The organism is Pseudomonas sp. B21-009 (genome assembly GCF_024749345.1).
Lineage (GTDB): Bacteria > Pseudomonadota > Gammaproteobacteria > Pseudomonadales > Pseudomonadaceae > Aquipseudomonas.
This window is the reverse complement of sequence record NZ_CP087199.1, coordinates 3,595,431-3,618,676: the sequence shown is the minus strand read 5'-3', so window position 1 is coordinate 3,618,676 and position 23,246 is coordinate 3,595,431. Positions and strand designations below refer to the sequence as shown.

Annotated in this window: 26 protein-coding genes and 1 pseudogene; 19 read left to right on the top strand and 8 right to left on the bottom strand. The window is 63.9% G+C overall.

The window, feature by feature from the left end:
- Window positions 1–29: 29 nt before the first annotated feature.
- The 5 genes and pseudogenes from LOY34_RS16445 (at window position 30) to LOY34_RS16425 (ending at window position 5,363) form a co-directional block, all read left to right on the top strand.
- Window positions 30–2,540, top strand: a complete 2,511-nt coding sequence (locus LOY34_RS16445) for a hypothetical protein (protein ID WP_230090874.1) — start codon at window positions 30–32, stop codon at window positions 2,538–2,540.
- Between the two features lie 105 nt (window positions 2,541–2,645).
- Window positions 2,646–3,488, top strand: a pseudogene (locus LOY34_RS16440) (SDR family NAD(P)-dependent oxidoreductase).
- A 73-nt stretch (window positions 3,489–3,561) separates the two neighbouring features.
- On the top strand, window positions 3,562–4,071 hold the full coding sequence (locus tag LOY34_RS16435; RefSeq protein ID WP_195884516.1) for a sigma-70 family RNA polymerase sigma factor: 510 nt from the start codon (window positions 3,562–3,564) through the stop codon (window positions 4,069–4,071).
- Window positions 4,068–5,015 (top strand): FecR domain-containing protein, encoded by a 948-nt coding sequence (locus LOY34_RS16430; RefSeq protein WP_195884515.1) that lies wholly within the window; start codon window positions 4,068–4,070, stop codon window positions 5,013–5,015. Before LOY34_RS16435 ends, LOY34_RS16430 begins: the two co-directional genes overlap by 4 nt.
- A 96-nt stretch (window positions 5,016–5,111) precedes the next feature.
- Window positions 5,112–5,363, top strand: a complete 252-nt coding sequence (locus tag LOY34_RS16425; protein WP_093381367.1) for a hypothetical protein — start codon at window positions 5,112–5,114, stop codon at window positions 5,361–5,363.
- Between the two features lie 7 nt (window positions 5,364–5,370).
- Here LOY34_RS16425 and LOY34_RS16420 read toward each other — a convergent pair whose 3' ends face one another.
- Window positions 5,371–6,660, bottom strand: coding sequence for a HAMP domain-containing sensor histidine kinase (locus LOY34_RS16420; protein ID WP_195886015.1), 1,290 nt, complete (start codon window positions 6,658–6,660; stop codon window positions 5,371–5,373).
- 14 nt (window positions 6,661–6,674) lie between these two features.
- A complete protein-coding gene (locus LOY34_RS16415) occupies window positions 6,675–7,409 on the bottom strand; it encodes a response regulator (protein ID WP_093381369.1) in 735 nt (244 codons plus the stop codon).
- 215 nt (window positions 7,410–7,624) lie between these two features.
- Here LOY34_RS16415 and LOY34_RS16410 point away from each other — a divergent pair, with 215 nt between their 5' ends.
- Together LOY34_RS16410 and LOY34_RS16405 are read left to right on the top strand one after the other, a co-directional pair.
- Complete coding sequence (locus LOY34_RS16410) at window positions 7,625–7,888, top strand: DUF2790 domain-containing protein (protein ID WP_258663558.1); 264 nt, start codon at window positions 7,625–7,627, stop codon at window positions 7,886–7,888.
- Window positions 7,889–7,912: 24 nt separating this feature from the next.
- Window positions 7,913–8,491: a thioredoxin family protein gene (locus tag LOY34_RS16405; RefSeq protein ID WP_195884514.1), complete on the top strand. Its 579-nt coding sequence runs from the start codon at window positions 7,913–7,915 to the stop codon at window positions 8,489–8,491.
- 22 nt (window positions 8,492–8,513) lie between these two features.
- Here the strand turns inward: LOY34_RS16405 and LOY34_RS16400 are convergent, their stop codons facing one another.
- Window positions 8,514–10,028 carry a PLP-dependent aminotransferase family protein gene (locus LOY34_RS16400; RefSeq protein ID WP_195884513.1) on the bottom strand — a complete coding sequence of 505 codons (1,515 nt, stop codon included), beginning with the start codon at window positions 10,026–10,028 and terminating at the stop codon, window positions 8,514–8,516.
- 100 nt (window positions 10,029–10,128) lie between these two features.
- Between LOY34_RS16400 and LOY34_RS16395 the strand changes: the two genes are divergently transcribed.
- On the top strand, window positions 10,129–11,349 hold the full coding sequence (locus tag LOY34_RS16395) for a benzoate/H(+) symporter BenE family transporter (RefSeq protein WP_093381377.1): 1,221 nt from the start codon (window positions 10,129–10,131) through the stop codon (window positions 11,347–11,349).
- A gap of 8 nt (window positions 11,350–11,357) precedes the next feature.
- Here LOY34_RS16395 and LOY34_RS16390 read toward each other — a convergent pair whose 3' ends face one another.
- The gene (locus LOY34_RS16390; RefSeq protein WP_052676468.1) at window positions 11,358–11,891 is read right to left on the bottom strand and encodes a hypothetical protein; all 534 of its coding nucleotides are present in this window, start codon (window positions 11,889–11,891) and stop codon (window positions 11,358–11,360) included.
- Window positions 11,892–11,991: 100 nt separating this feature from the next.
- On the opposite strand from LOY34_RS16390, the gene LOY34_RS16385 reads away from it, so the two are divergent.
- Window positions 11,992–12,462 carry an FAD/FMN-containing dehydrogenase gene (locus LOY34_RS16385; protein ID WP_195884512.1) on the top strand — a complete coding sequence of 157 codons (471 nt, stop codon included), beginning with the start codon at window positions 11,992–11,994 and terminating at the stop codon, window positions 12,460–12,462.
- 636 nt (window positions 12,463–13,098) lie between these two features.
- Here the strand turns inward: LOY34_RS16385 and LOY34_RS16380 are convergent.
- Window positions 13,099–13,554 carry an Lrp/AsnC family transcriptional regulator gene (locus LOY34_RS16380; protein ID WP_045194217.1) on the bottom strand — a complete coding sequence of 152 codons (456 nt, stop codon included), beginning with the start codon at window positions 13,552–13,554 and terminating at the stop codon, window positions 13,099–13,101.
- A gap of 98 nt (window positions 13,555–13,652) precedes the next feature.
- Here LOY34_RS16380 and rarD point away from each other — a divergent pair, with 98 nt between their 5' ends.
- Window positions 13,653–14,582 carry an EamA family transporter RarD gene (gene rarD, locus LOY34_RS16375; RefSeq protein WP_093381383.1) on the top strand — a complete coding sequence of 310 codons (930 nt, stop codon included), beginning with the start codon at window positions 13,653–13,655 and terminating at the stop codon, window positions 14,580–14,582.
- On the opposite strand, the gene LOY34_RS16370 is transcribed toward rarD, so the two are convergent.
- Window positions 14,546–15,553 (bottom strand): GlxA family transcriptional regulator, encoded by a 1,008-nt coding sequence (locus LOY34_RS16370; protein ID WP_258663555.1) that lies wholly within the window; start codon window positions 15,551–15,553, stop codon window positions 14,546–14,548. The two genes, rarD and LOY34_RS16370, sit on opposite strands and share 37 nt — an antisense overlap.
- Window positions 15,554–15,680: 127 nt before the next feature.
- On the opposite strand from LOY34_RS16370, the gene LOY34_RS16365 reads away from it, so the two are divergent.
- The 3 genes from LOY34_RS16365 (at window position 15,681) to LOY34_RS16355 (ending at window position 17,033) form a co-directional block, all read left to right on the top strand.
- On the top strand, window positions 15,681–15,893 hold the full coding sequence (locus LOY34_RS16365) for a PLD nuclease N-terminal domain-containing protein (protein ID WP_038995826.1): 213 nt from the start codon (window positions 15,681–15,683) through the stop codon (window positions 15,891–15,893).
- A 73-nt stretch (window positions 15,894–15,966) separates the two neighbouring features.
- A complete protein-coding gene (locus LOY34_RS16360; protein WP_195884510.1) occupies window positions 15,967–16,488 on the top strand; it encodes a GNAT family N-acetyltransferase in 522 nt (173 codons plus the stop codon).
- Window positions 16,485–17,033: a hypothetical protein gene (locus LOY34_RS16355; protein ID WP_195884509.1), complete on the top strand. Its 549-nt coding sequence runs from the start codon at window positions 16,485–16,487 to the stop codon at window positions 17,031–17,033. The genes LOY34_RS16360 and LOY34_RS16355 overlap by 4 nt, the downstream gene beginning before the upstream one ends.
- Here LOY34_RS16355 and LOY34_RS16350 read toward each other — a convergent pair.
- Both LOY34_RS16350 and LOY34_RS16345 read right to left on the bottom strand, forming a co-directional pair.
- A complete protein-coding gene (locus tag LOY34_RS16350; RefSeq protein WP_195884508.1) occupies window positions 17,018–17,887 on the bottom strand; it encodes an alpha/beta fold hydrolase in 870 nt (289 codons plus the stop codon). The two genes, LOY34_RS16355 and LOY34_RS16350, sit on opposite strands and share 16 nt — an antisense overlap.
- Before the next feature lie 5 nt (window positions 17,888–17,892).
- Window positions 17,893–18,690 (bottom strand): crotonase/enoyl-CoA hydratase family protein, encoded by a 798-nt coding sequence (locus LOY34_RS16345; RefSeq protein ID WP_258663551.1) that lies wholly within the window; start codon window positions 18,688–18,690, stop codon window positions 17,893–17,895.
- Between the two features lie 147 nt (window positions 18,691–18,837).
- Between LOY34_RS16345 and LOY34_RS16340 the strand changes: the two genes are divergently transcribed.
- The 6 genes from LOY34_RS16340 to hutG all read left to right on the top strand — a co-directional run bounded on the left by LOY34_RS16340 (window position 18,838) and on the right by hutG (window position 23,223).
- On the top strand, window positions 18,838–19,410 hold the full coding sequence (locus LOY34_RS16340) for a TetR/AcrR family transcriptional regulator (protein ID WP_045194206.1): 573 nt from the start codon (window positions 18,838–18,840) through the stop codon (window positions 19,408–19,410).
- 112 nt (window positions 19,411–19,522) lie between these two features.
- The gene (locus LOY34_RS16335) at window positions 19,523–20,182 is read left to right on the top strand and encodes an HD domain-containing protein (protein WP_045195652.1); all 660 of its coding nucleotides are present in this window, start codon (window positions 19,523–19,525) and stop codon (window positions 20,180–20,182) included.
- A gap of 60 nt (window positions 20,183–20,242) precedes the next feature.
- Complete coding sequence (locus LOY34_RS16330) at window positions 20,243–20,554, top strand: NIPSNAP family protein (protein ID WP_038995821.1); 312 nt, start codon at window positions 20,243–20,245, stop codon at window positions 20,552–20,554.
- Complete coding sequence (locus LOY34_RS16325; RefSeq protein WP_195884507.1) at window positions 20,554–21,462, top strand: LysR family transcriptional regulator; 909 nt, start codon at window positions 20,554–20,556, stop codon at window positions 21,460–21,462. The genes LOY34_RS16330 and LOY34_RS16325 overlap by 1 nt, the downstream gene beginning before the upstream one ends.
- Window positions 21,463–21,540: 78 nt before the next feature.
- On the top strand, window positions 21,541–22,266 hold the full coding sequence (locus LOY34_RS16320) for an IclR family transcriptional regulator (RefSeq protein WP_038995818.1): 726 nt from the start codon (window positions 21,541–21,543) through the stop codon (window positions 22,264–22,266).
- 18 nt (window positions 22,267–22,284) lie between these two features.
- Window positions 22,285–23,223, top strand: a complete 939-nt coding sequence (gene hutG / locus LOY34_RS16315; RefSeq protein ID WP_195884506.1) for a formimidoylglutamase — start codon at window positions 22,285–22,287, stop codon at window positions 23,221–23,223.
- Window positions 23,224–23,246: the final 23 nt, after the last annotated feature.

The following is a 23,246-nucleotide window of genomic DNA, read 5'->3' as shown; positions in this document are numbered from 1 at the left end:
GCCGATTTGCCCGAGCCAGAGGACAATCCATGAACGCAACAGGGAGGTCGCGCAGCGATTTCACGCCATTGACGGCGGCGGAAAGTCATTTGCAGGCGCACTGCAAACACGGAACGCTAGCTCGATTCGGTTCATCGCGGCCGACCCAGGCAACGTTCGAAAACAGCATTCGAGCCGATTTTCTGCGTTTTTTGCTGCTAGGCGGAGATCGTTCTGCCCCGGTTCATGAGTGTGGTGTGCAACTGGCCGGGGCTTACATCGTCGGAACGTTGGACTTGCGCAGCTCGGCAGTACCTCGTTCGATGACCCTGAGCGACTGTATGTTCAGTGATTCACCTAACTTTACCGATTCAAAGGTTTGCGGCTCACTGGTCATGTCTGGCTGCTCAAGCCCGGGCCTCGAGGCTGAACGGCTGGATGTTCGGGGAGCGGTGAATCTAAGTGAGTATCGTTGTTTCGGTCCAATGAACTTACGCGATGCCCAAGTGGGTGGAAGCCTGTACTTGGTCAGGGCCAGGTTGAATGGGCGCAAACAGGCTGCGTTGTTCGCTTCACGCATCGAAATTGCAGGTTCGCTGGTGATGACGGATCTGATTGGCTTGGGCATGGTGTCGTTCCAGGAAGCCCGTATATCAGGTGAAGTGAATGGCCGAGGGGCGCGTCTCAATGGAAAAGGGGCTATCGCGCTACTGTTCGCCCATGCGCAGGTTGATTCGTCAGTCCGCCTTTCAGATGAGTTTAAGGCAAAGGGGGTAGTTGTCTGCCTGGGTATGAAAGTCGAAGGGGTACTCGATTGCAGTAATTCGATGTTTGACGGCAAGGGCGAGAAGTCACTGTTCTTCAACGAAGCCTGGGTGAAAGGCAATGTTTGTTTGAACAGCGCTTTCACGGCAAAGGGATCGGTTTGTTGTCAGAACGCCCGGATCGACGGCCAGTTGAATCTTGAAGACGCCAGCCTCAACGGCATGGGCGAATCGGCTCTGGATGCTGAAGGTTTGAAACTCAGGCAGGACCTGGGCATGAAAGGCGATTTTGCTGCCATAGGTGAAATTCGTCTATTAGGGGCCCGTATTGATGGGCAACTAGTTTGTGAGGGACGTATAGAAGGGCAACAAAATGTTGCCTTGTTTGCCGATGGTGTTGGTGTTGCGGGAGGCGTGTTTTTCAGCAAGGGTTTCCACGCGCTGGGCGAGGTACGTCTGGTTCGAGCCCGGATCGATGGGCAGCTGAATTTTAACGGCGGTGTGATCGATGGGCAGGGTAGCGATGCGCTGTCGGCTGACGGCATGGTTCTTCAAGGAGATCTTTTTCTTCACCGGGGGTTCAAGGCAACGGGGGCGTTTCGTCTCATGGGGGCTCAGATCGACGGTGGCCTGATGTGTGGGAAAGCTGAATTGGAGGGCGACGAAGATATCTCTCTGGCCGCGGCAAGGGTGGAGGTGAAGGGGCAGGTCAGGCTAGGTGATGGTTTCCATGCGCACAAAGCGGTGAGTTTCGACGGTGCCAGGCTAGCCGGCAGTTTCGATTGCAGCAGAGCCCGGTTTGCCGACGAGAAAAAGGTGTCACTGGATCTGGAAGGAATGCATCTGGAGGGGCCGTTGATTCTCAGGGCGCTGGATCATCCATTGAGTAACGCCACGTTCGCCGGTGCAAGAGTTGGTGAGCTGGACGACGACGAAGACTCCTGGGGCGACAACATTGTGCTCAACGGCCTGGACTATAAGGCCCTGGCGGCAAATGCGCCGGTCAATGCAGCGTTCAGGATAAAGTGGCTAGCAAGGCAAATCCCGGCGCTGTCACGCAAAGGCAACGAGGCGAATCCTGCCGATGACTTTCGCCCCCAACCCTGGCGCCATCTGCAACAGGTATTCGAGAACATGGGGCATACCGCCGAGGCCCGTGAAGTGGGGGTCGCATTTGAACGGAAACTGCGCGACATCGGCCATATCGGTCAGCCGCCACAGAACTGGTGGAAATGGACACATCCGATCTACACAAGCACGGCCAGAGGCTTGCACTGGCTCTACGGTCGACTCACCGGTTTCGGCTACCGCCCGATGCAACTACTGGTCTGGTTTCTGGCGATCTGGTTAATCTGCGCTGGCTTCTATTGGTACGCTGCTTCGCAACAACGTGTGTTCGGCCCGAGCAACCCGCTGGTGTTCCAGCATGACGCCTACTTCGATTGTCGACCAGACCGGGGCGACGCCTGGCGGCAGGCCAATCCGGGGCTGGAGACGCCGCCCACCTACTACGGTGAAGGCAACTGGTACCTGTGCCAAACCCTGCGTGAGGAATACACCGGCTTCAGCCCCCTGGCCTATTCCCTGGATGTACTGATGCCCCTGGTCGACCTGCAGCAGGAGTCGGACTGGGCGCCGCTGGTGCCGACACCCAAGCAAGGGTATTGGGACGAGTTCACATCATTTGGCTGGAAGCATTTCGTGCGCCTGCTGATCTGGTTCGAAATTCTGGTTGGCTGGGGTATCAGCTTGCTGATGGTTGCCATCGTCTCCGGCCTGGCGCGCCGCAGCGAGTAGTGCCCGGGAGCCGCCGATATCCCACGGATATCGGCGACCCTGTTCGATAGTATTCAACTTTGCAGCGCTCACTGGCTAGGCTGAACGGCCATCAGGAGACTGCTTGTGACCCCATTCAGAACCGTACTCATCACCGGCGGCGCCCGTGGCCTGGGCCTGGCCTATGCCCGCGCCCTGGCACAAACCGGTGCGTAGGTGGTAATCAGCGACCTTGGCACCGACCGCGAAGGTTGTGGCCACGATGCTTCGATTGCCGAGGGCGCCGCCGAACTGTTGCGCAATGAAGGCCACCAGGTGATTGGTCACAGCGCCGACCTTGGCGATGAGCAAGCGTGCCGACAGTTGATCAACAAGGTGCTCGACACGTTCGGCGGCCTCGATGCGCTGATCCATAACGCCGGCTGGGTCGGTTACCAGAACATCGAAGACTGCAGCAGCGTATTCATCGAGCGCGCCCTGGCCATCAACGTCCACGCGCCGCTGTGGTTGAGCAAGCACGCCTGGCCGGCGCTCAAGGCGTCTGGCAGCGGGCGTATCGTGCTCACGACCTCGGACCGGGCCATGTACCTGCGCCATGCGCAAACCGGCCTGGGTGCCTACGCCGCCGGCAAGATGGCGCAACTGGGGATCATGAACGCCCTGGCCGCCGAGGGCGCCGAGCACGGGATTGCCGTCAACGCGATTTCGCCGGTGGCGCGCACGCGCATGTGGGGTCAGCAGGGCGAGCCCGAAGACCTCAAGCCCGAGTGGGTTGTGCCCGGGGTGTTGTACCTGGCCTCGGCAGACTGCCAGGACAGCGGCTACATCCTGCGTGCCAGCAACGGCCAGTTCTGCGCCACGCGCTTCGAGGAAAACCCGCAGGTGGACTATCCACGCGAGCTGCGCGGGGTGTCGGCCAGCACCGTGCGCGAGGTGCGGCAACGCTGGCAGATGATAAAAGCCATGTAATAGCGCTTGGTTTGCATCAGGGTATTAATTAGAATCAATCTCATTTGAATCTAATCCATCCAGGTGCGTTGACATGAGCGAATCGGCGGGCCCCACCGAGCAGACCCTGCAGGGCCTCTACCGAGAGCATCGCAGTTGGCTGGAGCGCTGGCTGTACCAGCGCCTGGGCAACCGCTGGGATGCCGCCGACCTCAGCCAGGATACTTTCCTGCGCGTGCTGGCAAGCCCCCAGGTGCTGAGCGAGTTACGCGAGCCAAGGGCCTATCTGCTGACCGTCGGCAAGCGTTTGCTGGTCAACTTCCACAAGCGCCGCAGCCTGGAGCGTGCCTACCTCGAGGCTCTGGCCAGCCTGCCCGAGGCCCTGATGCCTTCGCCAGAGCAGCGTTGGTTGCTGCTGGAAACCCTGCAAGCCCTGGACGAACTGCTCGACGGTTTGCCGGCGGCGGTGCGTCGGGCGTTTCTCTGGTCGCAGCTTGAAGGCCTGAATTACGCACAGATCGCCGAGCGCCTGGCGGTCAGTGAACGTACGGTCAAACGCTACATGGCCCAGGCTTATGAGCATTGCCTGCTGGTTGAACTATGAGCCGCACCTTCAGCCGCGAAGCCCGGCAACTGGCGCGCACCGCCGCGCACTGGCTGGCCTTGCTCGATTCCGGGCAGGCCAGCGCCGAGGATTTGCAGCGTCTGCAGCACTGGCGCGCGGCCAATGCCCAGCACGAGCAGATCTGGCAGCGCGCCGAGGGCTTGCGCCAGCGTTTCCAGGACGTGCCGCCAACCCTGGCCATGGCCAGCCTCGACCGTCCCGAAGCCAGCCGTCGAACCCTGCTCAAGCGTGGCCTGGCCTTGGCGCTGGTGTTGCCCGCCGGCTGGCTGCTTGGCCAGCAGGTGCCGCTGCAGGCCCTGCGCGCCGATCTGCGCACCGCTGTGGGCGAGCGCCGTGGCGTGCGCCTGGCCGATGGCAGCCTGCTGCAATTGAACACGGCAACCGCCGTCAACCTAGACCTTGCTCACCAGCGCCTGACCCTGGTCGAAGGCGAAATCGCCCTGAGCGTCAGCCGCGCCCAGGCGCTGCACGTTGACCTTGGCATGGCCCGGGTGGTCGTCGGCCAGGCCCAGGTGTGCCTGCGGCGCGACGCCGAGCAGTGTCGCATCGCCGTGCTCCAGGGTGCAGTGCAGGTGCAGCCGCGCCAGGGCCCGGCGCTGGCCTTGCAGGTCGGCGATCAGCTGACTATCACCGCCGACGGCAGTGGCGCCATGGACCGTTTCGACCCCCACCAGCCGGACTGGCGCGATGGCGTTCTGAGTGTCAACAACCAGCCGCTGGCGCAGTTTTTGCGTGAGCTGTCGCGTTACCGACCGGGCTGGCTGCACTGGGAGCCGGCGCTGGAAACGCTGCGCGTCACCGGCACGTTCCGCCTGGATGACACCGATCGGGTGCTGGCCCTGCTGGCGGCCAGCCTGCCGGTAGCGGTACAGGCGCGCAGCCGCTACTGGGTGACCCTGATGGCCCGCGAGAAAACCGTGTGAGCGGTGCCGTGCTGTTGGTCGCCTGACATTTTTACCAGTAGCGCGCTGGCTTGCGGTTGGTGATGATGCCGGTTCAAAGGCTGGAGCCATACCGACATGGACGAGAACAACAAAGAGCGCCTTCGCCTGTATCAACCTGGAGACACCGTGGTGCTGTACGGCTGTTTTGCCGCCGAGTACGGGGTGATGGAAACCCAGTCAGGCGTGGTGCGCAGCATCGACTGGTGCACCCACCAGTTGCAGCTGTACTTCGCCTGCGATGATGAATGCCGCTGCATTCCATTCGCCAGCATCACTGCGGTGCTGGCGCCGGGTCGTTGCAGCGTCGCTGCAGGTGATCAAGGCTGAGCTTGCCTCAGGGCAGCTCGATCTGCGCGCAAAGGCCGCCGCCGTCGCGGTTGCTCAAGGTCAGGCGGCCGCCGATGGCCTGGGTCAGCTGCGCGGCGATGGCCAGGCCCAGGCCGGTACCGCCGGTGCTGCGGTTGCGCGAGTTCTCTACCCGGTAGAACGGTTGCAGCACCGCGTCGAGCTCTTCGGCGGGTATCCCCGGGCCCTGGTCGAGCACGCGAATCAGCGTGCCGTTGTTGGCGCCGCTGCGCACCTCGAGCTGCGCCGCGCCGGCAAACTTCAGGGCGTTGTCGATCAGGTTCACCAGCACCCGGCGCAAGGCTTGCGGGCGGGTTTCGAGCAGCGCGCCGGTCTTGTCGTGCAGCTCGACCTGCTGGCCGCTGTCCTGGTAGTCGAACACCAGGCTGTCGAGCAAGGCATCGAGGTTGACCCGGCACGGTGCCTCGCTGTTGCCATCGATGCTGCGGGCGTAGGCGACGCCTTCACGCACCAGGTGTTCCATGGCCTCCAGGTCGCTCCAGAGCTTGTCGCGATCACTGCTGCTGTCCATGGCCTCGACCCGCAGCTTCATCCGCGTGATCGGCGTTTGCAGGTCATGGGAGATCGCCGCCAGCAGTTGCATGCGCTCTTTCAGGTAGGCGCCGATACGTGCCTGCAAGGTATTGAAGGCCACTGCGGCATACACCACTTCTCGCGGGCCGCTTTCGTCCAGTTGCGGCCCCGGGGCATTGGGGTCGAGCTGGTCCACCGCTTCGGCCAGACGGGTCAGCGGGCGGATCGCGGTTTTCACCGCCAGCCAGGTGCACAGCAACAGCAGCGCCAGCTGGATCAGCAGCACCACCGGCAGCCAGCTCGACATCGGCACCGGCGCCGGGGTGACGTCGACGCTCAACGGTGCGCCGTCGGCCAGGCGCAGGCGCACCTGGAAGTGCGGCGTGGGCCCGGGGATGCTCTGGTAGTCCAGGGCGTACTGGCCGCCCAGGGCCTTGCCGATGGACAGTGCGGCCATGGGCGCGTCATCCATGCTCAGCCGCTGGCCGGGTTCGCCGGCATCCAGGCGGTAGCGATAGGTGCGCCGCTCCAGGCGCGGCAGCCAGGCGGCGCGTTCGGCGGCCGGCAGGCGGTCGAGAATGGCCACCGAGGTAGCGACGTCCTGCTCGAGGTTACTGAGCATCATCGAGCGCGAGCTCTGGTAGCGCTCGTAGAACTGGAAGCTGAACGACAAACCGTAGGCCAACACCAGGCCGGTGAAGAAGATCAGCGCCAGGCGCGAGGCGAGGGTGCGCGGCCAACGCAGCAGGCTGCCCATGTTCAGGCTTCGACCCGCTGCACGGGCAAGGCGAACACGTAGCCCTCGCTGCGTACCGTCTTGATATAGGCCGGCTCGCGGGCGTCATCCTGCAGGCGCTGGCGCAGGCGGCTGACCAAGAGGTCGATGGAGCGGTCGAAGATATCCGCCTCGCGGCCCTGGGTCAGGTTGAGCAGTTGCTCGCGGCTGAGCACCCGTTGCGGATGGTCGAGGAACACCCGCAGCAGCCGGTACTCGGCGCCGCTCAGGGCCACCAGGGTGGCGTTGGCGTCGAGCAGGTGGCGCGCGGTGGTGTCCAGGCGCCAGTGGCCGAAACCGAGCAGGCGGCTGCTTTCGCTGATGCTCAGGTTTGGCGGCAGCATGCGCGTGCGGCGCAGCACGGCGTTGATCCGCGCCAGCAGCTCGCGGGCCGAGAACGGCTTGCTCAGGTAGTCGTCGGCGCCCATTTCCAGGCCGATGATGCGGTCGGTTTCATCGTTGCGGGCGGTCAGCATCAGTACCGGCGTGGCCTTGTGCTTGCCGGCGCGCAGCTCGCGGCACAGCAGCAGGCCATCGTCACCGGGCATCATGATGTCGAGCACGATCAGGTCGACCACATTGGACTCGAGAAAGGCGCGCATCTGCCGGCCATCGGCGACGATGGTGGTGCGCAGCCCGTTCTTTTTCAGGTAGTTGCCTACCAGCTCCCTGATCTCTCGATCGTCGTCGACGACCAGGATGTGATCGACATGCTCCATCGTCCGGCTCCCGCTGTGGTGGTGGCGGCAAGTGTACAGAGCCCGGCAGGGCTTGCCTGCCGGGCTTTGTATTGCAGTGTATCTGCTGCGGCCATAGATACCTGGCGAGGCAAAGCGGGCCGATCCGGACACATTGGCGATACCTGGCGGGCCTGAAATAGCCAGCAACGGGTGGCAGCCGCCACCTCTGTGCAAACTGACTCGGGAGTACCGCCATGAACCTCAAGACCCCTGCCACTGCCAGCCTGTTGACCCTGTTCAGCCTCGGCACCGTTGCCGCCCAGGCTAGCGAAGCGGTGGTGGTACAGCAATATCGTTACGGCCAGCAACTGGATGTGCACAAGGTCCTGGCCTTGCACGAGGACAGCAGCATGGGCTGCGGCGTGGTCAACGCTCAGATGGACTACCTTGATTCCCAGGGCAAGGAACACCGCCTGCAGTACCAGAAATTTGCCAGTGACTGCCATGAAGGCGGTTAAGCCATCGATCAGGGAGGTTCGTCCATGAACATCAATTTCAACACAAATCGCCGTCGGGCCCTGGGCATCGCCGCACTGCTGGCCGTGCTGCTGGCGCTGGCGGGCCTGGGCAACCGCCTGTTCGCCGGCACGCCGGCAGGCCTTGAGACACTGGGGCCGATGCCGGAACTGGCCGGCGCCGTGCAGTGGCTCAACTCGCCGCCACTGGACCGCGCAGCGCTCAAGGGCAAGGTGGTGCTGGTGGACTTCTGGACCTACGAGTGCATCAATTGCCGGCGCAGCCTGCCGCACGTCAACACCTGGGCCAAGCGTTACGCCGACCAGGGCCTGGTGGTGATCGGCGTGCATACGCCGGAATACCCTGAAGAGCGGGTAGTCGACAATGTGCGTGCGCAAGTGACGAAACTGGGAATCGGCTACCCGGTGGCCATCGACAACGACTACGCGATCTGGAACGCCTTCGGCAACCAGTTCTGGCCGGCGCACTACATCGTCGATGGCAGCGGCCAGGTGCGCTATGTGCACTTTGGCGAAGGCGCCTACGACACCCAGGAGCAAGTCATCCAGCAACTGCTCAAGGAGCGTGACGGGCAGGCGGGGTGAAGATGTTCGGGTGGCGCTGGCCTCATCGCGGGTCCAGCCCGCTCCTGCAGAGGGCCTTGGCCAGTTGCCGGATTGCGGTTTCGATTTCACTGGCTGTCAGCGATGAATAGCCCAGCAGCCAGCCCTGCTGTTTATGTTCACCGGCATACAAACGGCTGAGCCCGGGTAGCTGCACGCCGGCGCGGGCGGCCAGATTCATGGTGTGTTGCTCTGTCCAGCCTGGCTCGAGCACGCAGGGGATCTGCAGGCCTCCCGGCGGGCGCATGGCGGTGACGACGCCCGCCAGGTGCTTGCCAATCGCATCAAGCAGGCAGGCCCGGCGCCCGGCGTAGAGTTTGCGCATGGCGCGGATGTGGGCGTTGTAGTGGCCGTCGTCCATAAAGCGCGCCAGGGTCAGTTGCAGCACCTGCGGGGTGTGCCCGTCGATGATGCTGCGCGCCGCGCTGAAGGGCGCTACCAGCTCCGGCGGCAAGACCATGTAGCCGATGCGCAGGCCGGGGTAGAGGGTCTTGCTGAAGGTGCCGATGTAGAGGGTGCGCTGCTGGCTGTCCAGGCCCTGCACGCAGGCGGTAGGCAGGCCGTCGTAGTGGAACTCGCTGTCGTAGTCGTCCTCGATGATCCACTTGCCGTTCTGCGCCGCCCAGTCGATCAGCTCCAGGCGCCGCGCAAGGCTCAGGGTTGCGCCGGTGGGGTACTGGTGCGACGGCGTGACGTAGACGCAACTGGCGCCGCTTTGGTCGGCGCGCAGCAGGTCGGTGCGGATGCCGTGGGCGTCGACGTCGATCGGCACGATCCGCGCCTGCGCCGCTTCAAAGGCCTTCTTCGCGCCGAAGTAACCGGGGTTTTCCAGCAGGATCGGCTTGCCGGCATCCACCAGCATTTGTGCGCACAGGAACAGCGCCTGGCGGGTGCTGCTGAGCACCAGCACCTGTTCGGGCATCACCTTGGCGCCACGTTCGAGGTTCAGGTAGGTGGCGATGGCCTTGCGCAGGGCTTCGCTGCCCTGCGGGTCGCCGTGCAGCAGGACGTTGCCGCGATGGTCCTTCACGGCCTGGCGCTGCAGGCGTTCCCAGACTGCAAGGGGGAACGAGCGGGTTTCTGGCAGGCCGGTGGCAAAGGCCTTGATCACCTGCTGGTCGCTGACGCCGCCGTTGTCGAACAGTGCCCGTCCGCGCAGGCTCAAGCCCTGGCCGGGCTCGAGATCACTGCGTTTTTGCGCCCCGGCCTTGATGCGCCGTTGCCCGCTGCCACGCAGTTGCGCGCCGAGGTTGTCCGGCACATAACTGCCCGAGCCTGCGCGGCGGATGATATAGCCGTCGCGCTGCAGCTGCACGTAGGCGTTCTCGACGGTGTCGCGGGCGACGCCCAGCGATTTGGCCAGGGCGCGGCTGGCCGGCAGCTTGACGCCAGCGGACAGCGCCCCTTCAAGGATCAGCGCGCGCAGCGCACGCTGGATGCGCTGGTACAGGTCCAGCGCTGCGAACTCGGCGTCATTGACGCGCATCTTCAGGGTTTCAAGCTCGAACGTGGTTGCCATGTGGTCTGCCGCAAGTGAAAAAACTGGCCTGAATGGGCAGGCCAGTCTATTCGTACACTCGGTCGCTCGTCACTGCCTCTTCGCAAGGAACCCTGCCGCCATGTCTACTTCAGCACTACGCCCCGGCGACCTCATGCCCCCGCTCATTGCCGGTCTCATCTCGGTTATCGTCAATTACGGCGGGACCTTCATCCTGGTTTTCCAAGCGGCCAAGGTCGCTGGTTTGAGCCCGGCCCTCACGGCTTCCTGGGTATGGTCGGTATCCATCGGCGTGGGGGTTACCGGGCTGTTGCTCAGTTGGCTCAGCCGCCAGCCGATCATCACCGCCTGGTCGACACCGGCCGCCGCCTTCCTGGTGGTGGCCCTGGCCAGTACGCCCTACGCCGAAGCGGTGGGCGCCTACCTGATCTCGGCAGCCGCGTTTGTGCTGCTGGGCTTATCGGGCTGTTTCGACAAGCTCATCCGCCTGATCCCGCCGGGCATTGCGGCGGGACTGCTGGCCGGGATCCTGCTGCAATTCGGCATCGGTGCCTTTGCCGGGCTCAGCGTCGACCCGTTGCTGGCCGCGCTGCTGATCGTGGCCTATCTGCTCTTCAAGCGCTTCAGTGCGCGCTATGCGGTGGTCGGCATCCTGCTGCTGGGGCTGGGCTTTTTGCTGATGCGCGGGCAGGTCGAGCTGTCGGGGCTGCGCTTGCAACTGGCGACGCCGGTCTTCACCGCGCCGGCGTTTTCATTCAATGCCATGCTCAGCGTGGCGCTGCCGCTGTTCCTGATTACCCTGACCGGCCAGTACATGCCCGGCATGCTGGTGCTGCGCAATGACGGCTTCAAGGCCAGTGCTAACCCTATTGTCGCCGTTACCGGGCTGGGCTCGTTGTTGATGGCGCCGTTCGGCTCCCACGCCTTCAACATCGCCGCGATCACCGCGGCGATCTGCACCGGCAAGGAAGCCCACGAAGAACCTGCCAAGCGCTGGATCGCCGGGGTGGCGGCAGGCGTGTTCTACATTCTTGTCGGCGTCTTCGGGGTAACCCTGGCCGCGCTGTTCATGGCCTTCCCGGCCACTTTCATCAGCACCCTGGCGGGGCTTGCGCTGCTGGGCACCATTGGCAGCAGCCTGGCCAATGCCATGGCCGATGCGAAAACCCGCGAAGCGTCGTTGATCACCTTTCTGGCTGCGGCCGCCAACATCAGTTTGCTCGGTATCGGCGGGGCGTTCTGGGGGCTGGTGATCGGCCTGGGCGCTTATGCCGTGCTCAATGGCCGCTTGCCGCGCCGGGAGCGGGCAGGGGTGATCGGTGCCAGCAATGGCGAGGGGTAAGGCCGCGATCAGCGCTTGGCCGCCTTGGCGCGCTGATTCTCGTCGCTGCGCGCCCGTGCCGGGATGTTCTCCAGCGAAGTGGGCTTGTCGGCGATGTTGATCACCGTCCACTCCCAGAACGCGCTGGTCCAGTAGGTCAGTTCACCGTCTTCGAGCAGCAGGTCGTGGCGGCCACTGCTGTTCGGCGCTTCTTTGGCCTGACGCATCAACGGCACCAGTTGCATGGCGCGTTCGCTGTCGGTGGTCTCCAGTGACAGCGAAACCTGGCGCAGGCGGTCATCCTTGTCGAAGGCCGCTTCGATGCGGCTGACCTCGACGCCGCCGAGTTTGTAGGGTTCGATGCCCGGTACCGGGTCGACAGCCTGGTAGTACTGACGGGGCACGTTGTAGTGCACGCCGTTGATCAGCCAGACCCGGGTGAAATGCCGCTCCATTACCTCCACGACCTGCGCGCGCGGCATGCCCAGCGTGAACTCGCCAAGGCTCAGCGCCGACCAGGCGGTGGTCGGGAACAGGGCACAGCAGAGCAACAATGTCAGCATCCTTGGCACGCGGGGTCCTCCTTGAAATGAGCGCAAAGGGTACTGCAGCCCTCGCATCCGCGCTAGGATCAGCAGTCCTGCACTGACAATGAGGTCACCTGTGAAATACGCCATTGCCCTGCTACTGAGCCTGATGCCGTTGCTGGCTGGCGCCGCCGAAGTCGGCGAACGCCTGGCGCCCTTTACCTTGCTTGACCAGCACGACCAGCCCTACAGCCTCAACGCGCAGACCCGCGTGCTGCTGGTGGCGCGCAACATGGACGGTGCCAAGCTGGTCCAGGCCGCCGTCGGTGAGCAGCCCAAGGGCTACCTGCAAGCACGCGAGGCGGTGTTCGTCGCCGACATCCAGCGCATGCCGGCGCTGATCAGCAAACTGTTCGCCATCCCGGCCATGCGTGACTACAACTACCGGGTGCTGCTGGACCGCGACGGCAAGGTGGTTGCGCGTTATCCGGGGGCTGAAGGCCAGGTGCTGTGGATTCAGTTGGAGCAGGGGGTTGTGGCGGGGCAGAAGGAATATGCCAGTGCCGAGGCGTTGGCCACAGCGCTCAAGGCGTTGCCGCAGCCATAGTGGATTTGAATGCAGCGCAACGCTGTGGGAGCGGGCTGGACCCGCGATCGAGCGCGAAGCGGTCGCAATCCAGACGCCACCTGATGGGGAGGCTGTACTGACCCCATCGCGGGGCAAGTCGGGTCGCCGCACCGCCGCTCCCACAGGTAGCGTAGGCCTTTAGAGGCGCGAGCTGATCCATTGGCGATGCTGCTCACACTTCACCTTTGCGCCTTGTCGGCGAATGGACCGGCGATGCACGAGAAGCGAAAGCAAAAAAGCGCTCTGCTTCTAGATGTACGTAATTGCAGACGCCACCGATCGTCCCTTGCAGAAGGCCGAGTGGAACCCTTGCGTAGTGGGGCGACGGCCATGGATGGCCGGCGAGCGCCGCAGGGCCAGGGACGGCCCTTCGGCGCGCCCCCACGGGAGCAAGGGTGGAAGGAGGGAACCCGGAGCGCAGCGCAGGGCCGATGAAGGGACAGGGCGTTTTTGGTTACTTTTGCCGCCAAGCAAAAGTGACCCGCCGTAAGGGCGGAAGGCGCCGGCAGCGCCTCATCATCAAATGGATCAGCCAAACACAGCCTGGCTGCCCCAATACTTGCAAGCTGCTTAAGACAGTTGCTCCCACATGGGCAGTGCAGGCAGGCGCAGATCTTACAGCGGCACCTGCAAGGTTGTCTTGACCCGATCCAGCACCACGATGGTACGAAACCACTTCACGTTCGGGTTGTCATGAAACAGTCGCTGGGCGATGTCCTGGAACACGGTCATGCTCGCTACCGTCAGCACCAGCAAAAAGTCGGCGTCGCCGGTGACGTAGTAGCACTGCTGAATTTCAGGTCCCGAGAACGCACGCTTCATGACTTCCAGGTCCGCCGACTGGGTGCGGTCGGCGTGCACCTCGACCATCAGGGTAATCACCTGGCCGACTTTGTCCGGGTTGATCACCGCGGCATTGGCCTGGATTACCCCGGTCTTTTTCAAGCGCTGGATCCGTCGCTGCACCGAGGCGCTAGACAAGTGCACCTGCTCGGCCAGCTCACGCAGGGGCTGGCTGTTATCGCGCTGCAGGGCGGCAAGCAGGGCAAGGTCGAACTCATCCAGGTCCATGCAAAAATTTCTCATCTTGAGGGGTGAAAACGAGGGCACTTATCAGTGGCTGCGGAATAAATTATCACCCTCTGCTGGTCCTCATTAAGGAATTTGCAATGACCGCGCATAACTCCACGTTGGGCGTCGTGCTCAATGTTCTCGCCTCGGTGCTGTTCGCGGTGATGTACGCCTACACCAGCCTGCTCGCGCCCCTGGACGGCGCCGAAATCTATGGCTGGCGGATCCTTCTGACCGTGCCGTGCCTGACCCTGATGGTGATCGCCAGCGGGCACTGGCCGCAGGTGCGGCGGATATTCCTGCGCCTGTTCGAAGAGCGCTGGTTCTGGGCGATTCGCCTGGTTTCGGCGGTGTTGCTCGGCGCGCAGCTGTGGCTGTTCATGTGGGCACCGATCAACGGCTACGGCCTGGACGTGTCGCTGGGCTACTTCCTGATGCCGCTGGTGATGGTGATCGTCGGCCGCCTGGCGTTCAAGGATTCGATCAGCCGCCTGCAACTGCTGGCCTGTGCCCTGGCGGCGCTGGGCATCATTAACCAGATCGCCATCGCCAAGGCGATTTCCTGGCCGGTGCTGGTGGTGTCGCTGGGCTATCCGCTGTACTTCTGGCTGCGCCGGGTGACCGACACCAACAACATGGGCGGGCTGTGGTTCGACATGAGCCTGAGCCTGCCGGTGAGCCTGTATTTCGTGCTCAAGGGCGGGGTTGTGCTCGGCCTTGCCGGCGCAGCCTCAAGCTTGCCCTGGCTGGTGCTCGGCCTCGGCGCGATCAGCGCCGCAGCCCTGGGCCTGCAGGCGCTGTCGGCACCACGGCTGAACCTGACCCTGTTCGGCCTGCTGATTTATGTCGAGCCGGTGCTGCTGGTGGTCGCCGCAGTGCTGCTGGGCGACAGCATCGCCCCGGCGCAGTGGCCGACCTATATTGCGATCTGGCTGGCGGTGCTGGTGCTGGTGGTGGAGGGCGGTTTGAGCCTCAACGGCAACCGCCGCGCTTACTCGCCCAGCCGTTGCTCGCGTGAAGGCGGGTAGCCGAAGTAGGCGCAGTAGCACTTGCTGAAGTGCGAGACCGAGACAAAACCGCAGGCAATCGCCACGTCCATCAGCGGCAGGTCGGAATACTGCAACAGACGCCGGCTTTTGGTGATGCGCAGTTCCATGTAGTAGCGGCTTGGCGAGGTGCCCAGTTGCGCCTGGAACAGGCGGTCGATCTGCCGGCGCGAACGGCCGCTGTAGGCCGCCAGTTGATCGAGGCTGAGGGTTTCTTCAAGGTTGCTTTCCATCAGTTCGACGATGGTGCGCAGCGGCGCGCTCATGGTTTTCTTCTGGCTGCTGTCGACCCGGCGAAAGCGCGCACTGGAAAACGCCAGGATCTCCTCGACGCCCTCGGCCAGCGACTCGCCATGTTTCAGCTTGAGCAGCGCCAGCATCATCTCTAGCGCGCCGTTGGGGCTGGCGGCGGTCAGGCGTTCGCGGTCGAGCACAAAGCTTGCCGGGGTGATGGTGCACTGCGGGCTGCGCTCGGCCAGGCTTGCCCGTTGTTCAGGGTGGATGGTGCAGTTGTAGCCCTCCAGCACCCCGGCGCGGCCGAGAAACCAGGCACCGTTCCACAGCCCGCCGAGGGCCAGTTGGTGGGCGGCAGCATCGCTCAGCAGCTTGTCCAGCTGCGGGTACTTGAGTGGGGTACGCAGGCCGCTGCAAACAATCAGCATGTCGAGGTTGTCCAGCGCTGCGCGGTCCAGGTGCGCGGCATAAATCTCCAGGCCCAGGTCACTGGTGACCCGCTCGCTGCCCAGGGAAAACGGCGTGCTCAAGAACAGGTTGCTCTTGAGCAGGTTGGCCGTCACCAGTACATCCATGGCCACGGTAAAGCTGGCCATGGAGAAGTTCTCCAGCAGCAAAAAGCCCACCTGGTACGCCGGGGTCGAGGCAGCCTCGGGGTGCTTGAGGTTGAGCATGTTACTGGTGCTGGATTTCTTGCTGAACTGGCGTGGGGTGGGCAAGGCGCGGCTCCGCGAACTGGCAGGTTGAGGCGATGATGCCAGATATTGCCCGGCCCGCAATGGCAATCAGAATGAACCCCGGCTGGCTGCGCACACCTAACCTTCAGAACCCCTCTGGAGGCTACCCATGGAAAACGGTCATATCTGGATCACCCTTGCCGTATTGCTCACCCTGGTCGAACTCTGGGCCATCAAACGCATCATCGGCAGCAAGAGCCGGGCGGATCGCAAGATGTTGTGGATCGTGTTTATCGTCTTTGTACCCGTGCTGGGCCTGATTGCCTGGGCCGTGGCCGGGCCGAAAGCCAGCGCGGGGGTGCCGATTTCGCGGGAGGGTTGACCCGGCGGCTGGCGACAGGGATTGTAGGGGCGACGGCGCATCGTCGCGCCTGCATGACCCAAGGAAGCACTTCATGCCGCTGTTTGAAACCCCACGCCTGCTCGTGCGCGAACTCTCGCGTCAAGACCTGCCCGCCCTGACCGCCATTCTCAGCGACCCTGAGGTGATGAAATTCTCGGTGCGCGGTGTCTGCGACGAACAGATGACCGGGGCTTTTATCGACTGGTGTGTGCAGTGCTACGCCAGCTACGGCATGGGCCAATGGGCGCTGGTCGACAAGGCCAACGGCGAGCTGGTCGGTTTTTGCGGCGTCAGCCCGGAGCAGGTCGAAGGGGTAGAGCAGGCCAGCCTGGGCTATCGTCTGGCTACACGCTATTGGGGTCAGGGACTGGCCAGCGAAGCGGTGCGCGGCGTGCTTGAGCACGCGTTCAACGAGCAGCGGCTGGCGGCGGTGATTGCAATTATTGAAGCGGCCAACATTGCCTCCTTGCGCGTGGCGCAAAAAGCCGGCTTCAATGCCTTCGATACTGTGCAGTTTCACGAGCGGCCGGTGCGGGTGTATCGGCTGACGCATCCGCACTGGAAGGCACCATGACCAGCAGCAGACACCTCGACCCGTTGCGCCAGGTCATCCGCCAACAAGCGGTTGCACCCGCACCTGCGCCGTGGCGGTTGACTGGCCAGTTCACCGTCGCCGGCCTGCTGGAAATCGGCTTCGACCGTGACAGCGAGCGGCTGCTGGTGGCTTCGAGTTCAGGCCGCAGTGTGATCGACTGTCGCAGCGGCGAGAAAATCGCCCGCGACCGCACCGACAACCTGGGCAGCGACCATTATCTGGAAACCCGCGGCATCGGCCCGCTCAACGAGCGGGTGATCCGCATGTCCGGCATCCAGGGCGGCGGCCTGCCGATCAGCACCAGCGATGGCTGGGTGGTGGAGAACATCACCCTGGCCTGGCCTGAGCAGCACCTGCTGCTGGTCGAGCCGGGTTCCTGGCTGCATGGCGCGCGCTACAACCGGCCCGCCAGGTTTCATACCCTGGCAATCGAGACCGAAGTGCGTGCGTTCGGGTTTTCCTACACCGGCCTGAGCCTGGTGATCGCCACCAGCGGCGAGTTGCTGGTTTATGGGCGAGGGTAGTGGCCGAGCCAGGTCAGTATCTCGTCCCATAGCGGTTGTGCCTGAGCCTTGAAGTACCCCATGTGGCCAATGGCACCATTGTCCGGTTGCAGGTCACGGCGGGTCATTGGTGCATTGCAGTAAGCCTTGACGAAGGCATCCCGCGAGCGCGGTGGCGCCCAGGGGTCATCCAGCGAGGTGGCGAACACGCAAGGCATGCGCACCTGGGCGTACTGCCCGGCCAGATGGGCCATGCGCGGGTCGTCGAAGTAGTAGTGCGGGTAGGCGCACCAGCGCTTCCAGTCACGGTAGACCCCGCGTGGCAGATCATCGCCCATGCCAAGCAGGCTCCAGGCCATGTAACCCTTGAGGGCTACCAGCGGCGGCAGGACCCAGCGCCACAAAAGGCGCACCTTCAGCGCCTCCGGCCAGGGCATCCAGCCGGCCCAGCCGGCGCCGCTGCCGAGGCTGTAACAGGCGCTGATACAGGCATGATTGGGCAGCAGGCCAATGGCATGGCCGCCGAAGGAATGGCCGACCCAGTACAAGGGTAATGGCTCGGCGCCGAGCAGGTCGACGGCCGCGGCCAAGTCCAGGTAAGCCCAGTCCAGGTAGGACATCTCAAAGCCTTTGAGCGACGCCGGCCGCGACTCGCCGACGCCGCGGTAATCGACAGTCAGCACGTTGAAACCCTGAGCTGCCGCATGCTCGGCAAAGCGCCGGTAGAAGCGTTGCTGCACGCCGGTGGCGCCGGCCAGGATCAGGTTGCCACGGGCTTCGCCCACAGCCGGGTAGCGGTACGCCGACAACGGGTAACCGTCACGGGCATGCAAGGTGAAGGCGTGCGGCGGGGCCGGGGAGATCATCTGGGTCATGGTGGTCAGCGCCCGGTGAACTGCGGGGCGCGCTTTTGCATCATCGCCATCACCCCTTCACGCACATCGGCGCTGCCGATCAGCTCCAGCAACGTTTCCTCGAGCCTGGCCAATGCCGCAGCATCGCCTTCGTCCCGGGCCAGGAAGGCCGATTGCAGGGTAGCCTTGATCGCCAGCGGCGCAGCCCTGGCAATGCGTTCGGCATAGTCGATGGCGCGGGCCAGGGCTTGCCCTGGAGCTACCACCTCATTGACCAGATTCATCGCCCGCGCTTGATCGGCATCGAACTCATCGCCAGTGAGCATGTAGCGCATGGCGTTGGCCCAGCCTGCGGCCTGGGTGAAGCGCACAGTAGAGCCGCCTGATGGCGGGATGCCGCGCAGCACCTCCAGGTGAGCGAAGCGCGCATTGCTGGCAGCGATGGCGATATCGGCGTTGAGCAGCAATTCGATGCCCGCGGTCCAGCAGATGCCCTCGACCGCGACCACTACCGGCTTGCTCCGGCGAGGCAGGCGGGTGCCCCAGGGGTCGATGCTGCCCTCTGGGTAGTGCAAGCCACCGCTGGCCAGCTTCGGTGCCAACTCCATAAGGTCGAGCCCGGCGGTGAAATGCTCGCCATGGGCAAACAGCACCATGCAGCGCAGTTCGTCATTGCCCTCGTATTCACCGAGGGCCAGCGCCAGGTCCATCAGCAGCGCGCTGTCCATGGCGTTGCGCTTGGTGGCGCGGTCCAGGCCCACCAGCCATAGGTGGCCACGCTGTTCGCGGCTGACTCGATCGGGGCCGCTATTGGCTTCGCTCATCGACTTGCACTCCGGCAAAGAGGTTAGAAGGGTTACTTACCGTTCGTTCGGTTTGATGAAGCTAACCAAACGTTCGGTAACTATCAAGTGGAGCTGGCCAGGCTTATGGCATAGAATCAGCGCCATTGATCGACTGCAGGACTGGCCGTGCGACCGCTGAAAATTCCCCGAGACCAACTGCTGCAGCGCTGCGCCAACACCTTCAAGCGCTACGGCTATCACGGCACCACAATGGACATGCTTTCGGCGGCCTGCGGCCTGACCAAGGCGTCCTTCTATCATCACTACCCGAACAAGGAAGCGCTGCTGCGCGACGTGCTGGCCTGGACCCACGAAGGGCTTGCGAAGCACCTGTTCAGTATTGCCGACGACTTGAGCCTGAGCCCTGTTCAACGTCTGGAGGAAATGGGCCGCAAGGCAGGTCGGGTGTTTGAGGCCGATGCCATCGGCTGCCTGATGGCGGTGGTGGCCATCGATGCCAGTTACGGCAAGAATGAGCTGATGGTGCCGATTCGCGAATTCTTTGCCGCCTGGGCCAAGGCGTTTGCCCGGCTCTATCAGGGCCTGCTGGATGATGAACAGGCGCAGGCCCGAGGGCGGCAATTGGTAGCGGATTACGAAGGGGCGATTCTATTGGCACGGATCCATGACGACATGAGCTACTTCAAGGCGGTGACCCAGCGGGCCCTGGGCGAATTGCAGGGAACTCACAAGGGTTGAAGGCGCCTATGGTCCCTGTGGCAGCCGGCTTGCCCGCGATCGAGCGCGCAGCGGTCGCAATACGGGCATCGCTGGCGTATTTTCAATGACCTGTTCCAAGGCGCCACTGCTGATGACTACCCAACCTTTCCATCCCTGCCAAGCCCTTGCGGACCTGCTGTTGCCGCACCTGCCGGCGGACAACGGCGATGGCTCTCACGACCTGACGCATATCCACCGGGTCTGGAGCAATGCCCGGCGGATTCAGGCCCGGGAGGGCGGCGATCTGTCCATCCTGCTGGCCGCCACGCTGCTGCACGATTGCGTCGCGGTCGAAAAGAACTCGCCGCTGCGCGCCCAGGCCTCGACCCTGTCCGCTGAAAAAGCTGCCCGGATACTCGCCGATCTTGGCTGGCCCGGCGAGCGCATCAGCGCTGTCGCTCATGCCGTTGCTACGCACAGTTTTTCAGCCGGCCTGGCGCCGGAAACCCTCGAGGCAAAAATCCTTCAGGACAGTGACCGTCTGGACGCCATCGGTATGGTCGGTGTGGCTCGCTGCTTCTACGTCGGTGGGCGAATGGGCTCGGCCCTGTACGATTTCACTAATCCCAGCGCGGCAGGCCGCGACTACCTGGATCACCAGTTCAGCCTCGAGCACTTTCACACCAAATTGCTGAAACTGGCCTCGGGCTTTCAAACCGGGGAGGGCGCACGCCTGGCGGCCGAGCGGCATCGGCGGCTTGAGCTGTTTGTGCAAGGTTTCATGGATGAGATTGGCGGCCCTCAAGACTGATGCGGGCAGCGCTGGAATCGTGCATTCTCGGCTGCCGAGCAACTTCAGCGAGAGCCACCGATGATCACCTGCTACCTGCGCTACGTCCTCGACCCTTACAAACTCGCCGAGTTCGAACACTACGGCAAACTCTGGATCCCGCTGGTGGAGCGCTTCGGCGGCCAGCACCATGGCTACTTCCTGCCTTCGGAAGGTGCCAACAATATCGCCATGGCGATGTTCACCTTTCCAAGCCTTGCCGCGTACGAACGCTACCGCCAGGACTCGATGAACGACCCTGAGTGCCTGGCCGCCTTCCAGTACGCCCAGGACACCCGTTGCATCCTCAGCTATGAGCGCTCGTTCTTGCGCCCGGTGTTCGGGCAGGACTGATGAGCACGCTTTTCGACCTGGAACTGTTCGTGCGGGTGGCCGACGAGGGCAGCCTGTCTGCCGCCGCGCGCAGCCTCGACATCACCCCGGCAGCCGCCAGCCTTGCGCTCAAGCGCCTGGAAACGCGCCTGCAGGTGCGCCTGTTTGCCCGTTCGACCCGCCAGCAACGGCTCACCGACGAAGGCCGGCGCTACCTCGACAGCGTGCGCCTGGCCCTGGGCGCGCTGGCCGAAGGCGAGCAGGCCCTGCGCGAGCAGGCGCTGCAGATGGGCGGCCTGCTGCAACTGGCGGCGCCCTCTGACTTTGGCCGCAGCGTGCTGCTGGCCTGGCTCGATGCGTTCAAGCGCGAATACCCGCGGGTCCAGCTGCAACTGCTGCTCAACGACCAGGCCAGCGACCTGTACCGCGAACCAGTCGACGTCGCCCTGCGTTTTGGCGTGCCGGCCGATTCCGACATGGTCGCCTTGCCGATTCTGCTCGATCACCACCGCGTGGCCTGCGCCAGCCCCGAGTACCTGGCGCGCCACGGCACGCCCTCTATGCCCCAGGAGCTGGCTGACCATCAGTGCGTGATCTACCAGCGCAACGGCCGGCCCTATGACCTGTGGCGCTTTGCGCGTGGCAGTAAAGTGAACGAAGTGCGGGTGCACGGCGAATACCGCTGCGATGACGGTGAAGTGGCCCGGCGCTGGGCCCTGGCCGGGCATGGCGTGGTCTACAAGGCCTGGCTGGACGTGGCCGCGGACGTCGCGGCCGGGCGTTTGCAGCGCTTGTTCGGCGACTGGCAGGGCGAGCACGCCCCGGTGTACCTGATGTGCCCGCACCGGGCGCAGGTGACCGAGCGGGTCAAGGCGTTGCAGGGCTTTTTGCAAACACGCTGCCTGCAGTGGGCGGCCAAGGGGCTATAAGTAGGATATTTCCCACTCAATGGGAATCGAGTTTCACCTATTGAGAAAGACTGTGCACCATGGCGCCAAGGAGCACATATGACCTACACCACGCCCACCGATCGCCTGCTGCAGATCCTCGTCGCCCTCGGCCAGGCCAACGAGGCCGTGTCGGCCAAGGAGCTGAGCCTGCAACTGGACCAGCCCCTGAGCAGCACCTATCGGCACCTGAAGACCCTGCTGCGTTGGGGCCTGGCCGAAGACAATGGCCATGGTCGCTACCTGCCGGGCCCGGCCTGCCTGCAACTGGCGAAGAAGTTCGACCGCGAAGCACTGCTGGTGTCGCTGGCCAAGCCCGAGCTCAAGCGCCTGGCCGAACTCAGCCAGGAAAGCGTGGCACTGATGGTGCCGAGCAACGGCCAGGCCATTTGCATCGAACTGATCGACAGCCCGCAGCCACTGCGCTGCTGTTACCAGAAGGGCCTGGCGCAACCGCTGCGGGTCGGCGCGTCGGCGCGGGTGCTGTTGGCGCACATGGAGCCGGCGCGCAGCCTGGCAATTCTTGAAGAGCAGGGCCTGGAAGCCGAAGCACTGGACAGTTACCGCCAGAGCTTCGTGCAGATCCGTGACCAGGGCTATGCCATCAGCCTCGGTGAAATCGACGACGGCATCTGGGGCGTCAGTGCCCCGGTGCTCGACAGCCGCAACCGCCTGCATGGCGCAATCAGCCTGATGGCCCCGGCCATTCGCGCCCGGCAGAACAGCGAGCGCCTGACCCGCTGGACCTGCGACGTGGCCCTGCGCATCGGTGCGCGGCTGGACTGAATCTACTGGAGTACCCGCATGAACAGCACTACCGCACTGCCGCTCTGGCAGGGCCGCGTCGACGCCGCAGAAGGCACGGCGGCCCTGCGCTGGCACCAATGGGTGCAGCCCTGGGCTGATGACCAACCGGCTGGCAACGCCCTGGTGGGCCTGGCCTGTGACGAAGGGGTGATCCGCAACCAGGGCCGCAGCGGCGCCCGCCAGGGGCCGCCGGCCCTGCGCAAGGCCTTGGCCAACCTGGCCTGGCGTGGCCAGCGCCCGGTTTATGACAGCGGCGACTTCGTCTGCCTCGGTACTGACCTGGAAGGTGTCCAGCAGGCCTATGCCAAGCGGGTGACGCAACTGCTGGGGCAAGGGCATCTGCCGTTGGGCCTGGGCGGCGGGCACGAAATCGCCTATGCCAGTTTTCTCGGCCTGGCTGGCCATTTACGCCAGCAAGAGGCGCAGCCGCGCATCGGCATTCTCAATTTCGATGCCCACTTCGACCTGCGCCACAGCGCCCAGAGCAGCTCCGGCACGCCGTTCCGGCAGATTGCCGAGTACTGCCAGCAGGCCGGCATGGCCTTTGAATACTGCTGCCTGGGCGTCAGCGAGCTGAACAACACCCAGGCCTTGTTCGACCAGGCCCAGCGCCTGAACGTGCGTTACCGCCTCGACCGGCAGATGCAGCCGTGGAATATCGCCGCGCTGGAGACCTTCGTCGATGACTTTCTCAGCGGCATCGACCACCTGTACCTGACCCTCTGCCTGGACGTCCTGCCGGCCAGCCAGGCGCCCGGCGTCAGTGCGCCCTCGGCCCATGGCGTCGAGCTGATGGTGGTCGAGCACCTGGCGCGGCGTGCCAAGGCCAGCGGCAAGTTGCGCATGGCCGACATCGCCGAACTCAACCCCGGTCTTGACCAGGACCAACGCACCGCGCGCATTGCTGCGCGGCTGCTGGCCAGCCTGGTCGACTGAAATCCACAACCCCTATCCAACTA

Bases quoted from the DNA above. Each gene is read 5' to 3' on its own strand.
- LOY34_RS16410 (WP_258663558.1), top strand. From the start codon at position 7,625: ATGAACCTCAAGACCCCTGCCACTGCCAGCCTGTTGACCCTGTTCAGC.
- LOY34_RS16350 (WP_195884508.1), bottom strand. From the start codon at position 17,887: ATGACCCAGATGATCTCCCCGGCCCCGCCGCACGCCTTCACCTTGCAT.
- LOY34_RS16415 (WP_093381369.1), bottom strand. From the start codon at position 7,409: ATGGAGCATGTCGATCACATCCTGGTCGTCGACGACGATCGAGAGATC.
- rarD (WP_093381383.1), top strand. From the start codon at position 13,653: ATGACCGCGCATAACTCCACGTTGGGCGTCGTGCTCAATGTTCTCGCC.
- LOY34_RS16380 (WP_045194217.1), bottom strand. From the start codon at position 13,554: ATGGACCTGGATGAGTTCGACCTTGCCCTGCTTGCCGCCCTGCAGCGC.
- LOY34_RS16325 (WP_195884507.1), top strand. From the start codon at position 20,554: ATGAGCACGCTTTTCGACCTGGAACTGTTCGTGCGGGTGGCCGACGAG.
- LOY34_RS16400 (WP_195884513.1), bottom strand. From the start codon at position 10,028: ATGGCAACCACGTTCGAGCTTGAAACCCTGAAGATGCGCGTCAATGAC.
- LOY34_RS16425 (WP_093381367.1), top strand. From the start codon at position 5,112: ATGGACGAGAACAACAAAGAGCGCCTTCGCCTGTATCAACCTGGAGAC.
- LOY34_RS16345 (WP_258663551.1), bottom strand. From the start codon at position 18,690: ATGAGCGAAGCCAATAGCGGCCCCGATCGAGTCAGCCGCGAACAGCGT.
- LOY34_RS16355 (WP_195884509.1), top strand. From the start codon at position 16,485: ATGACCAGCAGCAGACACCTCGACCCGTTGCGCCAGGTCATCCGCCAA.
- LOY34_RS16360 (WP_195884510.1), top strand. From the start codon at position 15,967: ATGCCGCTGTTTGAAACCCCACGCCTGCTCGTGCGCGAACTCTCGCGT.
- LOY34_RS16390 (WP_052676468.1), bottom strand. From the start codon at position 11,891: ATGCTGACATTGTTGCTCTGCTGTGCCCTGTTCCCGACCACCGCCTGG.
- LOY34_RS16335 (WP_045195652.1), top strand. From the start codon at position 19,523: ATGACTACCCAACCTTTCCATCCCTGCCAAGCCCTTGCGGACCTGCTG.
- LOY34_RS16445 (WP_230090874.1), top strand. From the start codon at position 30: ATGAACGCAACAGGGAGGTCGCGCAGCGATTTCACGCCATTGACGGCG.
- LOY34_RS16435 (WP_195884516.1), top strand. From the start codon at position 3,562: ATGAGCGAATCGGCGGGCCCCACCGAGCAGACCCTGCAGGGCCTCTAC.
- LOY34_RS16320 (WP_038995818.1), top strand. From the start codon at position 21,541: ATGACCTACACCACGCCCACCGATCGCCTGCTGCAGATCCTCGTCGCC.
- LOY34_RS16365 (WP_038995826.1), top strand. From the start codon at position 15,681: ATGGAAAACGGTCATATCTGGATCACCCTTGCCGTATTGCTCACCCTG.
- LOY34_RS16430 (WP_195884515.1), top strand. From the start codon at position 4,068: ATGAGCCGCACCTTCAGCCGCGAAGCCCGGCAACTGGCGCGCACCGCC.
- hutG (WP_195884506.1), top strand. From the start codon at position 22,285: ATGAACAGCACTACCGCACTGCCGCTCTGGCAGGGCCGCGTCGACGCC.
- LOY34_RS16405 (WP_195884514.1), top strand. From the start codon at position 7,913: ATGAACATCAATTTCAACACAAATCGCCGTCGGGCCCTGGGCATCGCC.
- LOY34_RS16330 (WP_038995821.1), top strand. From the start codon at position 20,243: ATGATCACCTGCTACCTGCGCTACGTCCTCGACCCTTACAAACTCGCC.
- LOY34_RS16395 (WP_093381377.1), top strand. From the start codon at position 10,129: ATGTCTACTTCAGCACTACGCCCCGGCGACCTCATGCCCCCGCTCATT.